The 16,257-nt window shown below is 63.5% G+C and carries 18 protein-coding genes and 1 tRNA gene; 14 read left to right on the top strand and 5 right to left on the bottom strand.

Going from position 1 to position 16,257, the window contains the following annotated elements:
- Window positions 1-279: 279 nt before the first annotated feature.
- From AC1D0N_RS03655 to AC1D0N_RS03665, 3 genes are all read left to right on the top strand, one after another.
- Window positions 280-1,614, top strand: coding sequence for a tyrosine-type recombinase/integrase (locus AC1D0N_RS03655; RefSeq protein WP_477241474.1), 1,335 nt, complete (start codon window positions 280-282; stop codon window positions 1,612-1,614).
- 264 nt (window positions 1,615-1,878) lie between these two features.
- Window positions 1,879-2,082 carry a helix-turn-helix transcriptional regulator gene (locus AC1D0N_RS03660; RefSeq protein WP_477241476.1) on the top strand — a complete coding sequence of 68 codons (204 nt, stop codon included), beginning with the start codon at window positions 1,879-1,881 and terminating at the stop codon, window positions 2,080-2,082.
- A 22-nt stretch (window positions 2,083-2,104) separates the two neighbouring features.
- Entirely contained in the window at window positions 2,105-2,578 is a 474-nt protein-coding gene (locus AC1D0N_RS03665; protein ID WP_477241478.1) for a YdaU family protein, read from the top strand.
- A gap of 56 nt (window positions 2,579-2,634) precedes the next feature.
- On the opposite strand, the gene AC1D0N_RS03670 is transcribed toward AC1D0N_RS03665, so the two are convergent.
- Window positions 2,635-2,892 carry a helix-turn-helix transcriptional regulator gene (locus tag AC1D0N_RS03670; protein ID WP_477241480.1) on the bottom strand — a complete coding sequence of 86 codons (258 nt, stop codon included), beginning with the start codon at window positions 2,890-2,892 and terminating at the stop codon, window positions 2,635-2,637.
- A 217-nt stretch (window positions 2,893-3,109) separates the two neighbouring features.
- Between AC1D0N_RS03670 and AC1D0N_RS03675 the strand changes: the two genes are divergently transcribed.
- From AC1D0N_RS03675 to AC1D0N_RS03705, 7 genes are all read left to right on the top strand, one after another.
- Window positions 3,110-3,520, top strand: a complete 411-nt coding sequence (locus tag AC1D0N_RS03675; RefSeq protein ID WP_477241482.1) for a hypothetical protein — start codon at window positions 3,110-3,112, stop codon at window positions 3,518-3,520.
- Window positions 3,517-4,236 carry a hypothetical protein gene (locus tag AC1D0N_RS03680; RefSeq protein ID WP_477241484.1) on the top strand — a complete coding sequence of 240 codons (720 nt, stop codon included), beginning with the start codon at window positions 3,517-3,519 and terminating at the stop codon, window positions 4,234-4,236. Before AC1D0N_RS03675 ends, AC1D0N_RS03680 begins: the two co-directional genes overlap by 4 nt.
- Window position 4,237: 1 nt before the next feature.
- On the top strand, window positions 4,238-4,987 hold the full coding sequence (locus tag AC1D0N_RS03685) for a hypothetical protein (protein WP_477241486.1): 750 nt from the start codon (window positions 4,238-4,240) through the stop codon (window positions 4,985-4,987).
- Window positions 4,988-5,126: 139 nt separating this feature from the next.
- Window positions 5,127-7,664, top strand: coding sequence for a hypothetical protein (locus AC1D0N_RS03690; RefSeq protein ID WP_477241488.1), 2,538 nt, complete (start codon window positions 5,127-5,129; stop codon window positions 7,662-7,664).
- 343 nt (window positions 7,665-8,007) lie between these two features.
- Window positions 8,008-8,172: a hypothetical protein gene (locus AC1D0N_RS03695; RefSeq protein WP_477241490.1), complete on the top strand. Its 165-nt coding sequence runs from the start codon at window positions 8,008-8,010 to the stop codon at window positions 8,170-8,172.
- Window positions 8,172-8,417 carry a hypothetical protein gene (locus AC1D0N_RS03700; protein ID WP_477241492.1) on the top strand — a complete coding sequence of 82 codons (246 nt, stop codon included), beginning with the start codon at window positions 8,172-8,174 and terminating at the stop codon, window positions 8,415-8,417. The genes AC1D0N_RS03695 and AC1D0N_RS03700 overlap by 1 nt, the downstream gene beginning before the upstream one ends.
- An 80-nt stretch (window positions 8,418-8,497) precedes the next feature.
- Window positions 8,498-8,923, top strand: a complete 426-nt coding sequence (locus AC1D0N_RS03705; protein WP_477241494.1) for a hypothetical protein — start codon at window positions 8,498-8,500, stop codon at window positions 8,921-8,923.
- A 90-nt stretch (window positions 8,924-9,013) separates the two neighbouring features.
- On the opposite strand, the gene AC1D0N_RS03710 is transcribed toward AC1D0N_RS03705, so the two are convergent.
- A tRNA-Thr gene (locus AC1D0N_RS03710) sits at window positions 9,014-9,089 on the bottom strand.
- Between the two features lie 331 nt (window positions 9,090-9,420).
- Here AC1D0N_RS03710 and AC1D0N_RS03715 point away from each other — a divergent pair.
- A complete protein-coding gene (locus tag AC1D0N_RS03715; RefSeq protein WP_477241496.1) occupies window positions 9,421-10,599 on the top strand; it encodes a hypothetical protein in 1,179 nt (392 codons plus the stop codon).
- Here AC1D0N_RS03715 and AC1D0N_RS03720 read toward each other — a convergent pair.
- Window positions 10,596-12,191, bottom strand: a complete 1,596-nt coding sequence (locus AC1D0N_RS03720) for a cisplatin damage response ATP-dependent DNA ligase (RefSeq protein ID WP_477241498.1) — start codon at window positions 12,189-12,191, stop codon at window positions 10,596-10,598. The genes AC1D0N_RS03715 and AC1D0N_RS03720 overlap by 4 nt on opposite strands.
- Before the next feature lie 3 nt (window positions 12,192-12,194).
- Entirely contained in the window at window positions 12,195-13,202 is a 1,008-nt protein-coding gene (locus AC1D0N_RS03725) for a ligase-associated DNA damage response exonuclease (protein WP_477241500.1), read from the bottom strand.
- 108 nt (window positions 13,203-13,310) lie between these two features.
- Between AC1D0N_RS03725 and AC1D0N_RS03730 the strand changes: the two genes are divergently transcribed.
- The 3 genes from AC1D0N_RS03730 (at window position 13,311) to AC1D0N_RS03740 (ending at window position 15,292) form a co-directional block, all read left to right on the top strand.
- On the top strand, window positions 13,311-14,231 hold the full coding sequence (locus tag AC1D0N_RS03730; RefSeq protein ID WP_477241502.1) for a class I SAM-dependent DNA methyltransferase: 921 nt from the start codon (window positions 13,311-13,313) through the stop codon (window positions 14,229-14,231).
- Window positions 14,232-14,342: 111 nt separating this feature from the next.
- The gene (locus AC1D0N_RS03735; RefSeq protein WP_477241504.1) at window positions 14,343-14,702 is read left to right on the top strand and encodes a hypothetical protein; all 360 of its coding nucleotides are present in this window, start codon (window positions 14,343-14,345) and stop codon (window positions 14,700-14,702) included.
- A 62-nt stretch (window positions 14,703-14,764) separates the two neighbouring features.
- Window positions 14,765-15,292 (top strand): P-loop NTPase family protein, encoded by a 528-nt coding sequence (locus AC1D0N_RS03740; RefSeq protein ID WP_477241506.1) that lies wholly within the window; start codon window positions 14,765-14,767, stop codon window positions 15,290-15,292.
- 8 nt (window positions 15,293-15,300) lie between these two features.
- Here AC1D0N_RS03740 and AC1D0N_RS03745 read toward each other — a convergent pair whose 3' ends face one another.
- Window positions 15,301-16,242, bottom strand: coding sequence for a 2-hydroxyacid dehydrogenase (locus AC1D0N_RS03745; protein ID WP_477241508.1), 942 nt, complete (start codon window positions 16,240-16,242; stop codon window positions 15,301-15,303).
- Between the last annotated feature and the right edge of the window lie 15 nt (window positions 16,243-16,257).

Consider the following 16,257-nt stretch of genomic DNA (forward strand, 5'->3'; position numbering starts at 1 on the left):
CGATAAATGGGGGCGTCCAGAGCAGCCCGTCGGGAGCAAGTGCGGGCAAATGTCTGAGAAAAATGGTGCCGCTTAGGTGACTCGAACACCTGACCCCATCATTACGAATTATGGGCTGCACATTTTCATCACCACTCATCTCCCTCGAAATACCAGGGGGAAAAACCCTGAAAATCCATTGACGTAGGCCGATCTAGCCTCAATGATCATTCCATCGCCACGCAACGACTGCCACCTGCTTTTGTGGCTCGAAACGTGTCCTGTTTGGGAGTGAGACACATGGCCGAGGCACTGACCCAGAAAAAGATCGACGCACTGTCCGACAAGCGACCGGCCAGCAAGCGGGAGGTCCCCGACGGCGGCCAGGCGGGGCTCTATCTGATCGTCGGTCCGCGAGCGCTCAAATGGATCGTCCGCTACAGGTCGCCAGCCACAGGCGAGAACGTCAAACTTGCGATTGGCGACTACGGCGCCGCAAAGCCGAAGCTCGGCCTGCACGATGCGCGAAAGGCGGCCGAGAGCACGCTGCGGCTTGTGAGGCAGGGCCAGGATCCTCGAGACGGCAGGGACGCCACCACAGCCGACCTCACGGTCACCGAGGCCTTCGCCGATTTCGTCAAGCGCTATGCCACGAAGGAAAACAAGCCGAGCACCGTTGCGGAAACACAGGCGTTCATCAACAGGGAGATCAACCCGAAGTGGGGTCGCCGGCGCATTCGATCGATCAGCAGGCACGACATCGTCAAGCTCATCGACGGAATCGCAGAGGACCAGCTGGACAGCGAGGGGAAACTCCTCCAGGCCGGCCGGCCGCAATCCGCGGTGAGAGTTCGCGCGCTCCTGTCGAAAGCCTTCTCGTGGTTCGCTGCGAAGGCGATCGTGACCGAGAATCCGTTCAGGGACATCGAAGTGCCGGCGCCGCCCCGGGCGCGCGATCGGGTGCTCTCCGAGGGCGAAATTCGTTGGCTGTGGGCCGCCACAGCCGCTGTCGGCTGGCCCTTCGGGGATCTCGCGCGACTGTTGCTGCTCACCGGACAGCGGCGCGACGAGGTGGCCGCATCGGAATGGCGAGAGCTCAGCGTCCCGGACGCGACATGGTCGATTCCGCCGGAGCGGACGAAGAACGGTCGACGCCAGGTCCTGCCACTGGCGCCTCAGGTGATCAGCATCCTCGGCGCGCTGCCGCGTGTGGTCGACAAAAAGCAGGGCGGAAAGGAGGAGCCCAAATTCGTGCTCTCCACGAACGCCGAGACGCCGGTCAGCGGATACAGCCGCGCCAAGAAAAAGATCGACGAGAAGATGCTCGAAGCAGCTCGCAAGGAGACGGCCGATCCGAAACTCTCGATCGAGCCCTGGACGCTGCACGACCTCAGGCGAACGGCCGCCTCGGGCATGGCCGGCCTGGGCATTGCGGTGCACGTCGTCGAGGCAGTGCTGAACCACAAGAGCGGCGTCATCAGCGGCGTTGCTGCGATCTACAACAGGCACGACTACGCCCGGGAAAAACGCCAGGCGCTTGAGGCGTGGGCGAATCGACTGGATGAGATCGTCGGCGCCGGCAGCCGGGAGAATGTGGTCGCTCTCGCCTCGCGCAAGTTGGGTGTGGACATCTGACGCTTGACGCATTGACTTCGGCGATCATAGCATCCACCCTCATCGCCTAAACTATATTCGGCAATCAACAGAGCGACGCACGCCTACAGACCCCAAGGGGCCTGAGCAATAGGCGCCCCGACCCGGGTTTCATGCGGTTTTGATTGTCCCTTCGGCCATCGGCCGAATGGCAGCGGCCTCGGGAAACGCAGACGTTTGATCTGCGTCCGCCCGGCTCAATCCACTGAAGATTTGACCGCGCGGGCGCCCCAAGAGGAGCTTGCCATGCAAAAAAGATGGGTCCGGGCCGCGGCGGTCAGAGAGCGCTTTGGCGACATCAGCGAGCAGACGCTTTGGCGCTGGGTGAACAAGCCAGGCGCGACATTTCCGAAACCGGTGATGCGGCTGGGAGTGCGATATTGGGACGAGGCGGAGCTCGATCGCTTCGACGCCGCCCTCGTTGAAAACAGCAGGCGGCAGGTCGCCTGAGGCTATGAGCGCTGCTCCTAGCATGCCGATGTTCTGGGATGCCTACCTCGCCGACACGACGCACCTGTCGTTGGAGGAGCACGGCGCCTTATGCCTGTTGCTCGGCGCGATGTGGCGCCGCAACGGCTCGGTGCCGAATGACGATCGGGACTTGGCCAGGATCTTGGGCGTGTCGAAGCCTCGATGGAAGAAACTCAAGGCGCGCCTGGCGCCACTGCTGCTGATCGACGAGGCGTCAATCTCGCAAAAGCGGCTGAAAAAGGAGTGGGATTGGGTCCAAGAGACGCGTGCGAAAAACGCTCAGAACGGTGCCAAAGGCGGCAGGCCGAGAAAAAGCAATATCAATGGCTTAAGTAAAGCGAACGCTTTTCCCTCGGTTTCATCGGCTGAAAGCCCCCATACCCATACCCAATCCCAATCTCCCCCTAAATCCCCCTTTGAGCTCAAGAACCCGGACTGGCGGCCGCCGGCAGACGCGGTGGAGGGGGCGTGCTGATGAAAATCGAAATAGAGCCCCTATGGAAGCGTTTTCTCGACCCGGGCCTTCACCAACTACCGGCGAAGGCCTCCTCGCGCGTCCTGGCCCTGCCCACGCAGCGAATTGATGGCATTCGAACGGCTGGCTCTACCCTCGTCGAAGGCGTCGAGCTCGCTTTCGGGCCAGAACCGCCGCCGGCCGCGCAGTTTGGGCTGCGGAAAGCCGAGACCGCGATGCAGCAGCCATCGATCGAGTGTGGTGTCGGAGATCCTATAGCGCCGGCAGACCGACGCTGTGTCGAGGTCGCGCTTGAGTTTCGTGAGCCAGGTCACCCGCACCTCCACGCGAAACCGTTCCCGCCTGGGACGGATAGCACATTATTTAAAAAACTGTGCTCATCCCCGAACAAGTCCTTACACTCCATGGCTTTCAGATGCTAGATTCGCCTGGCAAAGGTCATTGGGACATGAATCGAGACACAACGCCACATCGTCGAGCTTCGCATCGAGTGCGTGGCTCGCGCGCCCGTGAGTGTTCAGAGTGTTCAGAATGGTAGCCGTCGGCGACCTCGTCCGGATTACGCGCTGGCAAGGCCTATGGGCCGTCGCCGGCCAAGTGCCGAGCGCGTCGATGTCGCGCCGATGGAGATTGACGCTCTGGAACGGCGTCGACTTATCACCGACAGGCCTGGACCGGGGCGAAGGAGACATCGAGGTCCTGGGCCACCCCACGTTCACGCCCGGGCAAATTGTCCAGCACTGGGGCCGCCCGGTGACCGTGATCGCCGACGAGGGCGCGAAGGTCCGTGTCTTCATCGAGCGCCGCCACGAGGTGGCGCGAGATCCACACCTCTATCCGAACGGCGTGTTCATCAACGCTAGCGGGGAGACACCCGTCGATCGCGCCGGCCTGGTCGCGGAGAACGCCACCAGGCTCCTGAAACTCCTGGAGACACCATGAAGCTGCAAGCCCCACTGAGCCTGGCCCCCGAGGCCGTCGCCATGCACTACAAGCGCGATCGCCTCAATGGCGGAGCGATCGTGCCAGATACCTCGCTCGCAGCTCTCGAAACGTCGATGCGCGGTGCCGACGAAGAGATGCAGCGGGTTGTTGCGCTCGCCGCAACGCGAGACCCGACCGTCACGGTCGAGGCCCACGCTTTGAAAATCCGCGACGTTGCGATGCAGGCCGCAGAGCGAGCGGCAGGGAAACTCGACGCGGCTCGAGCGGCAGCTATGGCCGATATCCAGCGGATCCAGGCCGAAACCGCCGCTCCGCCGACGCCACGTGATCCCAACGCCGTCCAGTTGGAGGCGGAGATCCGATCCAGGTTGGCGAGCATGGACGACAAGCAGCGCGGCGTGGCCATCGCCAAAGCGATCGCCGACGGGGACGACCTGGTGGTCGGCGCCTTTCTTCGCGGTCCGGCAATGCTGACCGGCGTCGGCGACGCCGAACGCGAGATGCGTCGCGCTCTATGGCGCAAAGCGCGCTTCCCCGAGAAGGTCGACCGCGAGGAGCGTCTAGGGAAGGCGATCGCAGCGGTCGACCGCGGCGGCAAGAGCATGCTCGCGCTCGTCAAGCAGATCACCGAGGCGCCGGCCGTGACACTGGCCGAGGCCGGGAAAAAGCGCGCCGAGCAGGCGCTGGCGGCGCTGATGCCGCACCAGGAGTGACATGGGCAAGCTGCGAAGGGATATCTGGCGCCGTGTTGGCAACGTCGAGCGTGCCGACCGGGCCAACATCTTCAAGCTGCGCCCTGTGATGCGCGCCGAGGCGATCGCAATGCTCGTCGAGCGGCGCGGCATCGATGAAGTGGCCCGCCGCTTGGGAATGTCCGCCGAACAGGTGCACGAGCTCACCAACGAAAAAAAGGACCCTACGGACATGGCTGAGGACGACACTTTCGCCTTTCCTGAGCACGTCGACGACCTCGAGGCCGTGCCCGAGGCGTGGCGCACCCTCTATGCGCCTTCGGATGCCCAGAACTTCGCGCTGATCCCGGAAGCCGCCGAGGCGCTCGGCGCCGTCAAGGTCGCGGCCGACGCCAAGCTCGCGGCCGCGCACGCGGAACGCGATGCGAAGATCCTGGCGCAGGACGCATCGATCGAACAGGGCCGGCGGCAGCTCACCCAGATGGTCGCCGACGGCGCCATTCGCCAGCGCCTCCTCGAACGCGGTGTGCGGCTGGGCCTGGTGCCGGCAGCAATTGCGACGATACGCGACTACTTCGAAGTCGCGATTGAGAAGCGCGTCGACGGCGGATTCGACACGTTGATCGCAGACAGCTTCGGCAAGGTGCCGGTGACAGAAGCGGTCGACCTTTGGCTATTGCGGGACGAAGCGCAGGCTTTCCTGCCACCGCCTCCGCCAACAGAAGGCGCCTTCACCCAGGCAGTCCGCCGGCTGCGCGCGAGCGTGCACTGATGAACAGGCCCGAGCACATATCTGATCAACACGTGCCGCGACCCAGCCTGTTCTTTCAAGGCACAGGTTTGCGGGCGATCCCGATGCGCCAGGCGCGCTTTGGGACGCGTAGCGGGACACATAGAAAGGATTTGCAGCCATGGAAGTAACCGGTCTTGTCGGCAGCGTTGTCGTGGAAATCCGTGCCGACCTCAAGCCGCTCGAAAAGGGCTTCGACGACGCCAAGGCGAAATCGCAGCAGTTCGATCGCCAGGTCTCGGGCAGCTTCACTGGCATGATCCGGGAGTCCGAGCAGGCCGGTCGCGCTGTTGAAGGCTCGGCCGCGCGTGCTGCCGCTTCGAACGAGGTCCTTGGCAGGTCGGTCACGGTTGTCGGCAGCGCCTATCGCGCGGTGACTGCGGTCGCCGGCGCCGCCGGCGTGGCGCTGCGCAGCATCGGTCCCGCCGCCATCGCGGCCAGCCTGGGCTTCAAGGCAATCCAGGATGCAGCCAGCGAGGCCGAGCACCGCTCTGTCTCGCTTGGCGAAACGCTCACCGCCTTGGGCCAGACCATCGGCAACTACCTCAGCGGGACCTGGATCGGAACCGCCTTCAATGCGCTCGTGTCCGCCGCCAGCTTTGCGTTCGGCAAGCTCAAATCGGCAGCAACCGACCTGGCCGAATGGACCATCAACGCTTTCCGGGCAGTCGGCTCGGACATGGCGTTCATCTGGAACAACCTCCCGACGATCGTCAGGGCCGCAGCGATCGGCGCAGCCAATGCGCTGGTGTCGACAATGGAAGGCGCCATCAACAAGGTGCGGGATGCCGTCAACGATTTGAACGATGCTTTCGGCGGGATTCTGCCCAAAATGGAGCACGTCGACCTCGGGCGGTTTGCCAACCCGGCCGCGTTTGACCTGGCCGCCAAAAATGCCGAGCACCTTCAAGACGTGCTGGCGATCCTCAATTCGACGCCCCTGCGCGATTTCGGGAAGGACGTCGTCGACCAGATCGCCACCAACCATGCCCTGGAGAGCCTGGGCGATCTCAGCAAGATCAGCTTCGGCAGCGCCACCGGCAGCGCCAATGGTTTCAGCTCGGCGCTCGGCGGTATCGGCAAGGAGGCCAACGGCGTCACCGTCGAGTTTGGCGGCATGAGCCGGCAGGTGATCAACGTCGGCCGCGCGCTCCAGGACGCCAAGCTGGCGCAGATGGGCGATCTGCAGCAGACGGTCACCAACCTCCATTCCACGCAGGCCGAAATCAAGAAGATCCAGGATCTCCTCACTGCGGCGCCGCATGCCTCCATCGCGGACGTTTTCGGCGAAGGGTTTTTCGGCAATGCGAAGGCGGCGCAGGATGCGATTGAGCGCACCACCACCGCTGTCGAAAAGCTGTTCAACGCCTACGACCATGGCAACGGCTCGATCGCGACCATCAACACCAGCATCGACCTGCTGCGCCAGAGCCTGTTGCAGATGGGCGGCGATCCGGTCGCGATCAACGGGTTTCTCGACAGCGTCGTCAGCGGCGAAATCAAGGTCCGCCAGCTTCGGTCGAGCGTGCAGGGATTGTCGGACAGCATCCGCGCCATTCCGAACCGCACCGTCACGATCACAGTCGTCACCAAGCAGGTCGGGAGCGGGACGCAATCGCTCTACGATGTGCTCAACAGCAGCGGTGGCACCAGCAGCGTCGGCGTGACGCGCTATGGTGGCGTGCCAGGCCAACAGTCCGGCCCTTCGATCTCGGCCAGTTCGGTGCCGCGCACCGGCTACGGCAGCATGGGCGGCTCCGGCGACTCCGGCAACACGACGGTCAACGTCACCCGGTTCGCCACCGGCGGCATGATCCATCCAGGCGACAGCCAACGCGTGGAGTTCTTCAAGTCGCCCGAGGAGACGGTCGGCATCTTCACGGCCAACCAGATGGGCGCTCTCGCCAATGCGCAATCCGGCTTCACCGGTCGCGACCCAACCCGTGAGGAAGACCGCCTGTGGACCGTCCTCATGAACATCGAGGCGAACACCCGCAAGACCTTTGAGGGTGTCGAGAAATGGGGGGCGGCGAGCCGCCTCAGCAGCTCCGGCGGCGGCTCGTCCGGTATCAGCTCGGGCGGCGACTCGTCAGGCGGCAATGATGATCCGCGTGCCGCCATGTATCTGAAAGTCCTCGCCACCTGGCGGTCCAACTTCGCGGCCGCCGGCATCGTTGGCAGCGGCAACATCGGCTATGGCTCGCAAGGGCTCGGCGCGACGCCTGAACAGATCGCTCGCAACATCGTCTATGGCGGCATGTCGTCGGTCGGCAGCGCCGGCGCCAACACGTATCAGAAGACGTTGGCTGAGACGGCAGGCGTCCATGCCTACGCCGAGTCTGAGCGTGTGAAGGCGGGCGGTCTCAACTATGGTTTCTCGACGGGCGGCATGATCGGGCCCGGCAACGGCGACACGCAACAGGTCGAGTTCTGGAAGTCGCCTGAGGAGCGCGTGCTCATCGTCAAGCCGGATCAATTCGAGGATCAGCGCGGCGGCGGCTCGCCCAAGGCCGGTGGTGGCGAACCGCCGATCGTCAACATCTACCAGACCAACAATTGGAACGGCAACGGGCCGCCGGCCAGGGAAAGCATCGGAGAGGTGCGTCGGCAGACATCGCTCGGCGCCGGCGACGCATTGGCGTCTATCTATGGTCGCTAGCGCCTGGCTCGCCTTCATGCTCGCGGCCGGCGTCGTGCTGGCGATCGTCGTGTTCATTTGAGGAGAGCACATAATCCGGTATCACGTGCTCACGCAGCCAGGACGCCCAAATCCCAAGGCTTCGCGGTTCCTCCGACGCACCGCGGAACGATCTGGGACACCTTTCGGGACATTTGGACACGTCCAAATGCTTCACGTGAGGCATGTAACCAAATTGGTTACGTAAGAGTATTTGGAACCGTTATGGTGACTAAATAACCATTTTGGTCCATTATATGGAGATGAATTTCGATCTATACTTCAACTGTTGGATCATAATTCCAACGGCCGAAGGAGAAAAGCCATGAAGATCAAGATCAACCTTTCCCCTATGTTTCGCGACCCCATGCTGCGCGCGGCTTTCCAGCGCGCAGAGCGCGACACCGGGCCCGAGCCGGTCGTAGTCTGTCCGCCCAAGGCGCCGGTGCTGACCGATGGCGCTGCGGCGAAGATCGAGGAGGTGGCGTGATGGACGCGCAGGCGAAGCAAGAAGCTATTTTCGACAAGCTGTGCGAACTGCAGGTTCTTGAACATGACACCAGCCTTGCCGTGGCGCTGCGGTCAGCGATCGCGCAACTTTGTGGGTCCGTCGCCTTTATTGAAGCACGCGCCGGAAAGGCCACGGCAACCGATGTCGTCAGGGAACTGCACCATTCGCTGATCCGGGACGCTTTGGGGCCGCAGGATCCCATCCCGGAGCGTTTCAAGCGCTGACCGGCTCGCGCGCGTGAGTGTGCAAAGTGCGCACCTTGCGCGCGCCCGCGAGTGTAAAATCTGTAAAGGATGAGGCGCACATGCAGATCGTCACCTCGAGCTTTTTCACCAAGCTGCCCGCGCACTTCGCGCCGATCTCGATCGCGCGCTGGGCGCCACATCGCCTTCGAGATATCCCCGCGCTGCGCGCTCTCTCTCCTGGCGACTGGTTCAAGAGCGTCGACGTCGACGAGTATCGCCGGCGCTACCTCGAGCAGCTCGCCAGGCTCGATCCACATGAAACCGTCCGCACGATCGAGGATCTGGCGGGCGGCCGGCCGGCGGCGCTGCTCTGCTGGGAGCGGCCTCGGGATGGCGTTTTCTGCCACCGCGGCTATGTCAGCGCTTGGCTTTTCGACCAGATTGGTGTCCAGGTTCCGGAGCTCGGCCTCGACGGTTGCGGCCACCATCATCCGAAGCTGCCGGAAGCGCATCGATCCGGCCCGGTGGAGCCCAGGTTGCTCTAATCCCGGGTCGTTTGTGTCCCGAAATGTGTCCTGATCTGATTTTTGAGGCTTTGCCCGGGAGCGCTTTGGCCCGCAATCCCTTGGAAAGTATGGTGCCGCTTAGGTGACTCGAACACCTGACCCCATCATTACGAATGATGTGCTCTACCAACTGAGCTAAAGCGGCCCAGGAAGCCAAGGCCTCCAAGATGGGCTGGGTGATAGCCGCAACCGGTCGCAAATTCAAGACAGGACTTGGCATTTCGTGCCGACATTGGCTGCCGGTCCAAAAGCAGCCGGCGCACCGGTCCGCTGACGCCTACGCGACCGTCGCCGGGCGCTTCGTCCGTGATCGCACCGGCAAGATCGGCGAAATATGTTGATTTCTTTGCCGAAAACCTCCGAAATCGGCCTTGGACGCCCTGCTGAGGCAGAATGCGGCCGCTCGCCCGTTGATTGATTGGTCGCCTGCGGCTAACGATCATGGCGATGTGAGCGAACGTGCAGAGGGATTTCGCTTGGACGCGATCGAAAAAGCGATCCGCAACGCCTTCGAAAAAGGCAATGCCGAGGACCGGGCGTTTCGCGAGAAGGTCTATCGATCGGCCTTCGCCGCGCTTGACCGCGTCCTCCAGGCCAATCCCGGCGTGACGGTGGAAGCCGCCATCAAGCGCCGCAAGGCGGTGCAGGCCAAGATCACCGAGATCGAATCCGAGTATCTGCCGGCGGTAGCCGACGTTGCGCCGCAGGCGGAAACTGCCACGCAAGCGGAACCTGCCGCGGCTGCGCCCGCGGTGGAACTTCCCACGAGCACCGAACCTGTGGGCGAAGCTGTCGAACCCGCGCCGTCGCCTGAGGTCGTTGTCGACGGGCCAGTGCGACCTCCGGCATCCGACGCGCCGCAATCGCGCGTCTTGCCGGTCGTCCCCGATATCATGCCCGACGCGGTTCTTCCCGGCGTGCCGGAAATCGACATGTTCACCTCAGCTCCCACCGAAGCCGCGACAGAGGTGGCGCCCGACCGTGACGAGAGGCGGGTGAGGGGGCGCCGCTTGCCGCTGACCGCGATCTTCCTCGCTGTGACTCTGCTCGCCGCCGCCGGCATCGGCCTCTATTTCGGCATCCAGACCGGCGTCTTCAAAACGCCGGCCCAACTCGACACGGCCCCGCCAGAGGCGCCGCCGACGGTCGACGGTGACGATTTCACGCCACCGGCCGACTCGGGCTCGCCGCAGAAACCCGGCGCCGCCGATCAGGCGCGCGACTGGATCAATGTGTTTTCGCCTGCCGATCCGACGCATGTCAGCGCGCCGTCCGACGCCAAGGCCGAGGTGATGCAGGACGACACCGGGTCCTTCCTGCGCATCCGCTCCGGCGCCTCCGGCTCGGCCATCGCCTTCGATGTCGGGCAAGGCGTGCTGGAGAAACTCGCCGGCAAACACGCCATGTTCGATATCCTCGCCCGCTCGGAAGAGGGCAAGGAGACGCAGATTTCCGTCGACTGCAATTTCGGCGATCTCGGCGATTGTGGCCGCAAGCGCTACGCGGTCAGCCAGGAGCGCAACGAATATCTGTTCGACGTGCAATTCCCGCAGAAGCATCCGGGTGCCGCCGGCACCATCGCCATCAATTCCGACTTCGACAAGCAGGGCAAAGCAGTCGACATCTACGAAATCCGCGTCTCGATCGCGCCCTAGTCCAACAACGCCTGCAGCGTTTCGATGCGGTCGGCCTCGGCGGTCGGCTTGTCCCAGCGTAGCCGCGAAATTCTGGGAAATCGCATGGCGACGCCGGATTTGTGCCGGGTCGAGCGGTTGAGCCCTTCGAACGCCACCTCCAGCACCAGGCCGTTCTTGCGGTCGGCCCGCACCGAGCGGACCGGGCCAAAACGCTCGACCGTGTTGTCGCGGACATATTTGTCGATCTGCTTCAGTTCCTCGTCGGTGAAGCCGAAATAGGCCTTGCCGACGGGCACCAGTTCCTCCGATCCCTCCGGCCCCGACCAGACACCGAACGTATAGTCGGAGTAGAAACTTGAGCGCTTGCCATGGCCGCGCTGCGCATACATCAGCACCGCGTCGACCGTGTGCGGATCGCGCTTCCACTTGAACCACGGGCCTTTCGGCCGTCCCGCGAGATAGGGCGAATCCCAGCGCTTCAGCATCACGCCTTCGATGATTGGGTGCGGCGGCGCCCGGCGCATTTCCTCCAGCGCCGGCCAGCCGGTGAAGTCGACCAGTGGCGAGAGATCGAAGCGGCTCGGATCGAGCGTCTTGACGAAGGCTTCAAGGTGGCCGCGCCGTTCGCGAAACGACTGGGCGCGCAGATCCTCGTCGCCGATCTGCAGGAGGTCGTAGCAGCGCATGAACGCTGGGTATTGCTGCTGCATCTTCGGCGTCACCGTCTTGCGGTTCAGCCGCTGCTGCAGGTCCGAAAACGTGCCGGTTGCTGAGGGATCGCCGACCAGCAGCTCGCCGTCGAGGGCGGCGGAAAAATGCATAGCTTCGGCGAGATCCGGAAAGGCGCCGGAGACATCGTCGCCGGTGCGCGAATAGAGCCGGCGAACGCCGCCTTCGCAGGTTGCCTGGACGCGGATACCGTCCCATTTCCATTCGGCGGCATAGTCGGCCGGGTTGAGCTTTTCGAGATCGCCGTCGCCAATCGGGTTGGACAGCATCACCGGCCGGAACAGCGCCAGCGCCGTCCTCGCCGGCTTTTCCGCCTTGCCTTCCAGCCAGGCGAACAGCCCGGTATAGGGTGGGGTCAGCCCGTGCCAGAGCTCCTCGATTTCGGCGATTTCGACTTTGCCGAATTCGGCCAGCGCCTGTTTCGCCAGCCGCGCCGAGACGCCGATGCGCAGACCGCCAGTGACCAGTTTGATGATGGCAAAGCGTGCCGAAATGCTGGCGCTGTCGAGCAGTCTGGCGAGCACCTTCGGCCCGTCGGAACGGCTCGCCGCCTGCAGCTTTTCGACGACCTCGCAAAGCGTCGGCTCACGGTTCTGCATATTTGCGGGCGATTGCGGCCAGACCAGCGACACGGTTTCGGCGAGATCGCCGACATAGTCGTAGGAATAGCCGAACAGCACCGGGTCCATACGCTCGGTGACCAGCGTGCGCAGCATCGCCGGCTTGACCGCCGCGATCGAGAGATCGCCGGTGATCGCCGCCAGCGCCAGCCCGCGATCCGGATCCTCGACGCTGCGAAAATACTCGGTCAGCAGTGTCAGCTTGCCATTGCGCGACGGCGTCAGCACCAGGCGGTCGAGAAGTTCGGCAAAGCGGTTCATGCCTCAGTCGCCCTCGTCCTCATAGCCGACGAGATGCAGCGGCCTGGCAGCAATGCCCTCGAGTTCGCACCAGCGCACCAGCGCTTCCTCGCGGCCATGCGTGACCCAGATTTCGCCGGCGCCCGTCTCCTTGATGGTGGCGGTCAGCTCGTCCCAGTCGGCATGGTCGGATATGATCAGCGGCAGTTCGACGCCACCTTGCTTGGCGCGCTGGCGGATGCGCATCCAGCCGGAAGCAAAGCACGAGATCGGGTCGGGAAAGCGCCGCGCCCAGCGGTCGGCGAAGGCCGAGGGTGGACCGATGACGATCGCGCCTGCGAAATCACCCTTGCCGCCTTCCACCGTTGCCGGCTCCAGCGTGCCGAGGTCGATGCCCTGGCTCTGGTAGTAGTCGCTGAGCTTGGCCAGCGCACCGTGGATGTAGATCGGCTTGTCATAGCCGGCATCGCGCAGCACCCGCATCACGCGCTGCGCCTTGCCCAGCGCATAGGCGCCGACCAGATGCGAGCGTTCGGGAAATTGTGCGGCCGACTTCAGCAATCTGGCGATCTCTTCGGTGTCGGGCGGGTGGCGGAACACCGGCAGGCCGAAGGTCGCCTCGGTGATGAAGACGTCGCATTTGACCGGCTCGAACGGTGCGCAAGTGGCGTCCTTCTGCCGCTTGTAGTCACCGGATGCAACGATGCGCCTGCCCTGGTACTCGACCGCGATCTGCGCCGAGCCGAGCACATGGCCCGCCGGATGAAAGGTGACGCTGACGCCGTTCAGCGCGATCGTCTCGCCGAACGCGGCGGCTTGTGTTGCCTCGGCAAAATCCTCGCCATAGCGCAGCCCCATAATGTCGAGCGTCTGCTGGGTCGCCAGCACCGAGCGGTGGCCGGAGCGAGCATGGTCGGAATGGCCGTGCGTGATCAGCGCCCGGTTGACCGGCCGCACCGGGTCGATGAAGAAATCGCCGGGCGGGCAATACAGGCCTTCGGGCCGGGGATGAAGCAGGTCGCTGGCGCGCATGGGTGCAAGATAGGCACTAATTCCGGCGCGGGAAGCCTGTTGTAAGTCACTGCTGACTCCCGCATACACGGCACCGCCGGCTTCCGTTTGCCGGCAGGACCCATCGCCATGAAACCGCTTCAGGCCTCGTCCGGCGACTTGAACGCCGACCGCCGCGCCGACTATGCCGAGATGCTGCACGCTGACGGCGATCATGCGGCGGCGGCGGAATTGCTGCTTGGCGCCCTGGAACTGACGCCGCAATGGGCGATGGGCTGGTTCCGCCTCGGCGAGATGCAGCAAGCGGCGGGCGCTCCGAGTCTGGCGGCGCAAGCCTGGACGATGTCATTGCAGCTGGACCCGACGGATCGCCAGGGTGCGTCGCTCAATTTGCAATTGATCGGCAAGGCGCCGGCGACCGACGCACTCCCCAGCGCCTTCGTCGAGACGCTGTTCGACCACTATGCCGAGACGTTCGATCAATCGCTGGTCGACAAACTCGGCTACCGCTTGCCGGAGTTTCTCGATCAGGCCATTCGGACGGCAAGGCCGAGCCGCTTCTCGCTGGCGCTCGATCTCGGCTGCGGCACTGGGTTGATGGGGCAAAGGCTGCGGCCGATCGCCGACCGGCTGGAGGGCTACGATATCTCCGCCAGCATGCTGAGAAAGGCGCGAGCCAAGGGCATCTACGATTTTCTGGGCAAGACGGACCTACGGGGTTTTTCCTATGCCGGCCCAAAAGCCGATCTGGTGACGGTGGCCGACGTGTTCATCTATGTCGGCGGGGTCGAAGCCATGCTGAAGACGATTGCCGGGCTGCTGGCCAGCGACGGTCTGCTTGCGTTCTCGGTCGAGAGTTTGTCAGACCCGGCCGGCGATTTCGCGCTGCAGCAGTCGCGCCGCTTTGCGCATTCGGAGCCCTATGTCAGGCGGATTCTGGCCGCCAGCGGGTTTTCGGTCCTGTCGCTGGACGCAAAAACCATCCGGCAGGATCGCCGTCAGGCGGTCGAAGGGCTGGTGGTGGTGGCAGGGAAAATCAGCACGGGCTGAATGCTCACAATGGTGACCAAAGCCGCGGTGCCGTCCCGCCTCCTTTGCTGTGAAAAAGCCCGAATCGCATGCGCGGATGACAGGGGGCGGACATCCGCAGGAGCAAAACCAATGCGCTGGAACATGATGGTCTTGGCGTCTTGCCTGGCGATGGCCGGCTGCATGGGCTCATCGATGTCCGAGCGGCAGGATGCCAATGTCGAATCCTCGCTGCAGTTCGACACCGTGCCTTGCGATCAATTGCTGGCACAGCGAAACGGCCTGGCGCAGCAATATCATTTGGCGGTGGATGCCAAGCCGACCTTCTCCAATCCGGCTTTGGGTTTTGGCCCGTTCACGCCGGATATGCGCTCGAAGAACAAGCGCGATATCGACCAGGCAACCGGCAGGATCGACGCCATGAACCGCTCGATCGACCGCCGCGATTGCGGCAAGCCTAACAAGCAGAAGAAGTTCGCTCTCCCCAGCTGAGATACCAAGCCGTCAGCGGTCGAGAATAGCAGGCAACAAGCTACCTCTTAGGGCACGATCGGATGGATCTCTCGGAGCTGGGGAACCGCATCTGTATCCTCGGGCCGTCCAACAGCGGCAAGTCGACCCTTGCCGACGCGATTGCCCGCAAGCGCAATCTGGAGGTCGTTCATCTCGATCTGCTCTTCCATCTTCCGAACACGGATTGGGAACAGCGTCCCAAGGGCGAATTTATGGCTCTGCATGACACGGCAATCGCCGGCGAACGCTGGGTGATGGATGGAAATTACGCGATCGGCATGCCGCAGCGCTTTCAGCGGGCGACGGGGCTGATCCTGCTGGATATCTCCACGCCGCTTAGTCTGCTGCGCTATGTCAGGCGAACGCTGTTCGAAAAAGACAGGCGCGGCGGCCTGGAAGGCGGGCGCGACAGCATCAAATGGGACATGATCCACCACATTGCCGTGACTACACCGAAAAATCGCAAACGATACCGGGCAATGTTCGCAGAGCTCGATCTGCCAAAGCTGCAGCTGTCGTCGCTGCGGGCAATCAAGAAGAGTTTCCGGGACTGGGACCTGGCCAAGTGAAGGCTCGGCTAGTACCCCGCGTCGCGATCGACCAGATTGTCGAGCTTTTCGCCCCGCTCATAGGCGGCCATCTGCCGAAGCATGATCGGTACCAGATGCACGGGATCGGAGGTCGCCGCCGCGTGCGGGGTCACGAACACTTTCGGATGGCCCCAGAGCGGACTGGTCTTCGGCAGCGGCTCGACCTCGAACACGTCGAGGCTCGCTTCCTTCAGCGTGCCGTCGTCCAGCGCGCGCAAAATGTCGGCATCTTTTTGCAGCCGGCCGCGCCCGGCATTGATCAGCACCGCGCCGCCAAGGCCATTGCGCTTGCGCAACTCCTTCAGCACGCCATGATTGATGATGCCTTTTGTGTCGGGCGTCAGCGGCAACAGCACCACTAGGATGTCGGTGGCATTGAGGAAGGGAACCAGCCCGGCCTCTCCCGCATAGGTCGAGACACCTTTCATCGGCCGGTCCGTGCGCGACCAGCCATTGACCGGAAAGCCGAGCGACAACAGCACCGACGCCGCCGCGCGGCCGAGATTCCCGAGCCCCATAATGCCGACCGAGATGTCGCCGGCCGGCCGCTGCGGCGGCTCGTGCCAGATCTTCTTCGGCTGCTGCGACCGGTAGAGCATGCCCTGGCGGTGATGATCGAGCACCCGCCAGACGACATATTCGGTCATGTACTGGGTGAGGTTGTCGGCGACGACCTTGACGATCGGCACCTTGGGCAGGCCGGGGTCGGCGAAGATATGGTCGACGCCGGCGCCGATCGAGAAGATGGCGCGCAGATTGGGTAGCGACGCCAGAAGGTTCGGCTTCTGCTTCCACACCACCGCATAGGTGATCGACGGATCGCTGGCGCCGTCCGGCTCGAGCACCACCTCGCGCTCGGCCGACAAAAGTTCGCGCCAGCGCTGCGGATGAAAGCCGGTGACGGCAAGCAGGATGCGGCCTTTTTCCATCTTCGGACTTTGTTC

The organism is Mesorhizobium sp. P2_E10 (genome assembly GCF_056404235.1).

Bases quoted from the DNA above. Each gene is read 5' to 3' on its own strand.
- AC1D0N_RS03665 (WP_477241478.1), top strand. From the start codon at position 2,105: ATGCCGATGTTCTGGGATGCCTACCTCGCCGACACGACGCACCTGTCG.
- AC1D0N_RS03695 (WP_477241490.1), top strand. From the start codon at position 8,008: ATGAAGATCAAGATCAACCTTTCCCCTATGTTTCGCGACCCCATGCTG.
- AC1D0N_RS03660 (WP_477241476.1), top strand. From the start codon at position 1,879: ATGCAAAAAAGATGGGTCCGGGCCGCGGCGGTCAGAGAGCGCTTTGGC.
- AC1D0N_RS03740 (WP_477241506.1), top strand. From the start codon at position 14,765: ATGGATCTCTCGGAGCTGGGGAACCGCATCTGTATCCTCGGGCCGTCC.
- AC1D0N_RS03685 (WP_477241486.1), top strand. From the start codon at position 4,238: ATGGGCAAGCTGCGAAGGGATATCTGGCGCCGTGTTGGCAACGTCGAG.
- AC1D0N_RS03735 (WP_477241504.1), top strand. From the start codon at position 14,343: ATGCGCTGGAACATGATGGTCTTGGCGTCTTGCCTGGCGATGGCCGGC.
- AC1D0N_RS03675 (WP_477241482.1), top strand. From the start codon at position 3,110: ATGGTAGCCGTCGGCGACCTCGTCCGGATTACGCGCTGGCAAGGCCTA.
- AC1D0N_RS03725 (WP_477241500.1), bottom strand. From the start codon at position 13,202: ATGCGCGCCAGCGACCTGCTTCATCCCCGGCCCGAAGGCCTGTATTGC.
- AC1D0N_RS03680 (WP_477241484.1), top strand. From the start codon at position 3,517: ATGAAGCTGCAAGCCCCACTGAGCCTGGCCCCCGAGGCCGTCGCCATG.
- AC1D0N_RS03705 (WP_477241494.1), top strand. From the start codon at position 8,498: ATGCAGATCGTCACCTCGAGCTTTTTCACCAAGCTGCCCGCGCACTTC.
- AC1D0N_RS03730 (WP_477241502.1), top strand. From the start codon at position 13,311: ATGAAACCGCTTCAGGCCTCGTCCGGCGACTTGAACGCCGACCGCCGC.
- AC1D0N_RS03700 (WP_477241492.1), top strand. From the start codon at position 8,172: ATGGACGCGCAGGCGAAGCAAGAAGCTATTTTCGACAAGCTGTGCGAA.
- AC1D0N_RS03720 (WP_477241498.1), bottom strand. From the start codon at position 12,191: ATGAACCGCTTTGCCGAACTTCTCGACCGCCTGGTGCTGACGCCGTCG.
- AC1D0N_RS03655 (WP_477241474.1), top strand. From the start codon at position 280: ATGGCCGAGGCACTGACCCAGAAAAAGATCGACGCACTGTCCGACAAG.
- AC1D0N_RS03745 (WP_477241508.1), bottom strand. From the start codon at position 16,242: ATGGAAAAAGGCCGCATCCTGCTTGCCGTCACCGGCTTTCATCCGCAG.
- AC1D0N_RS03690 (WP_477241488.1), top strand. From the start codon at position 5,127: ATGGAAGTAACCGGTCTTGTCGGCAGCGTTGTCGTGGAAATCCGTGCC.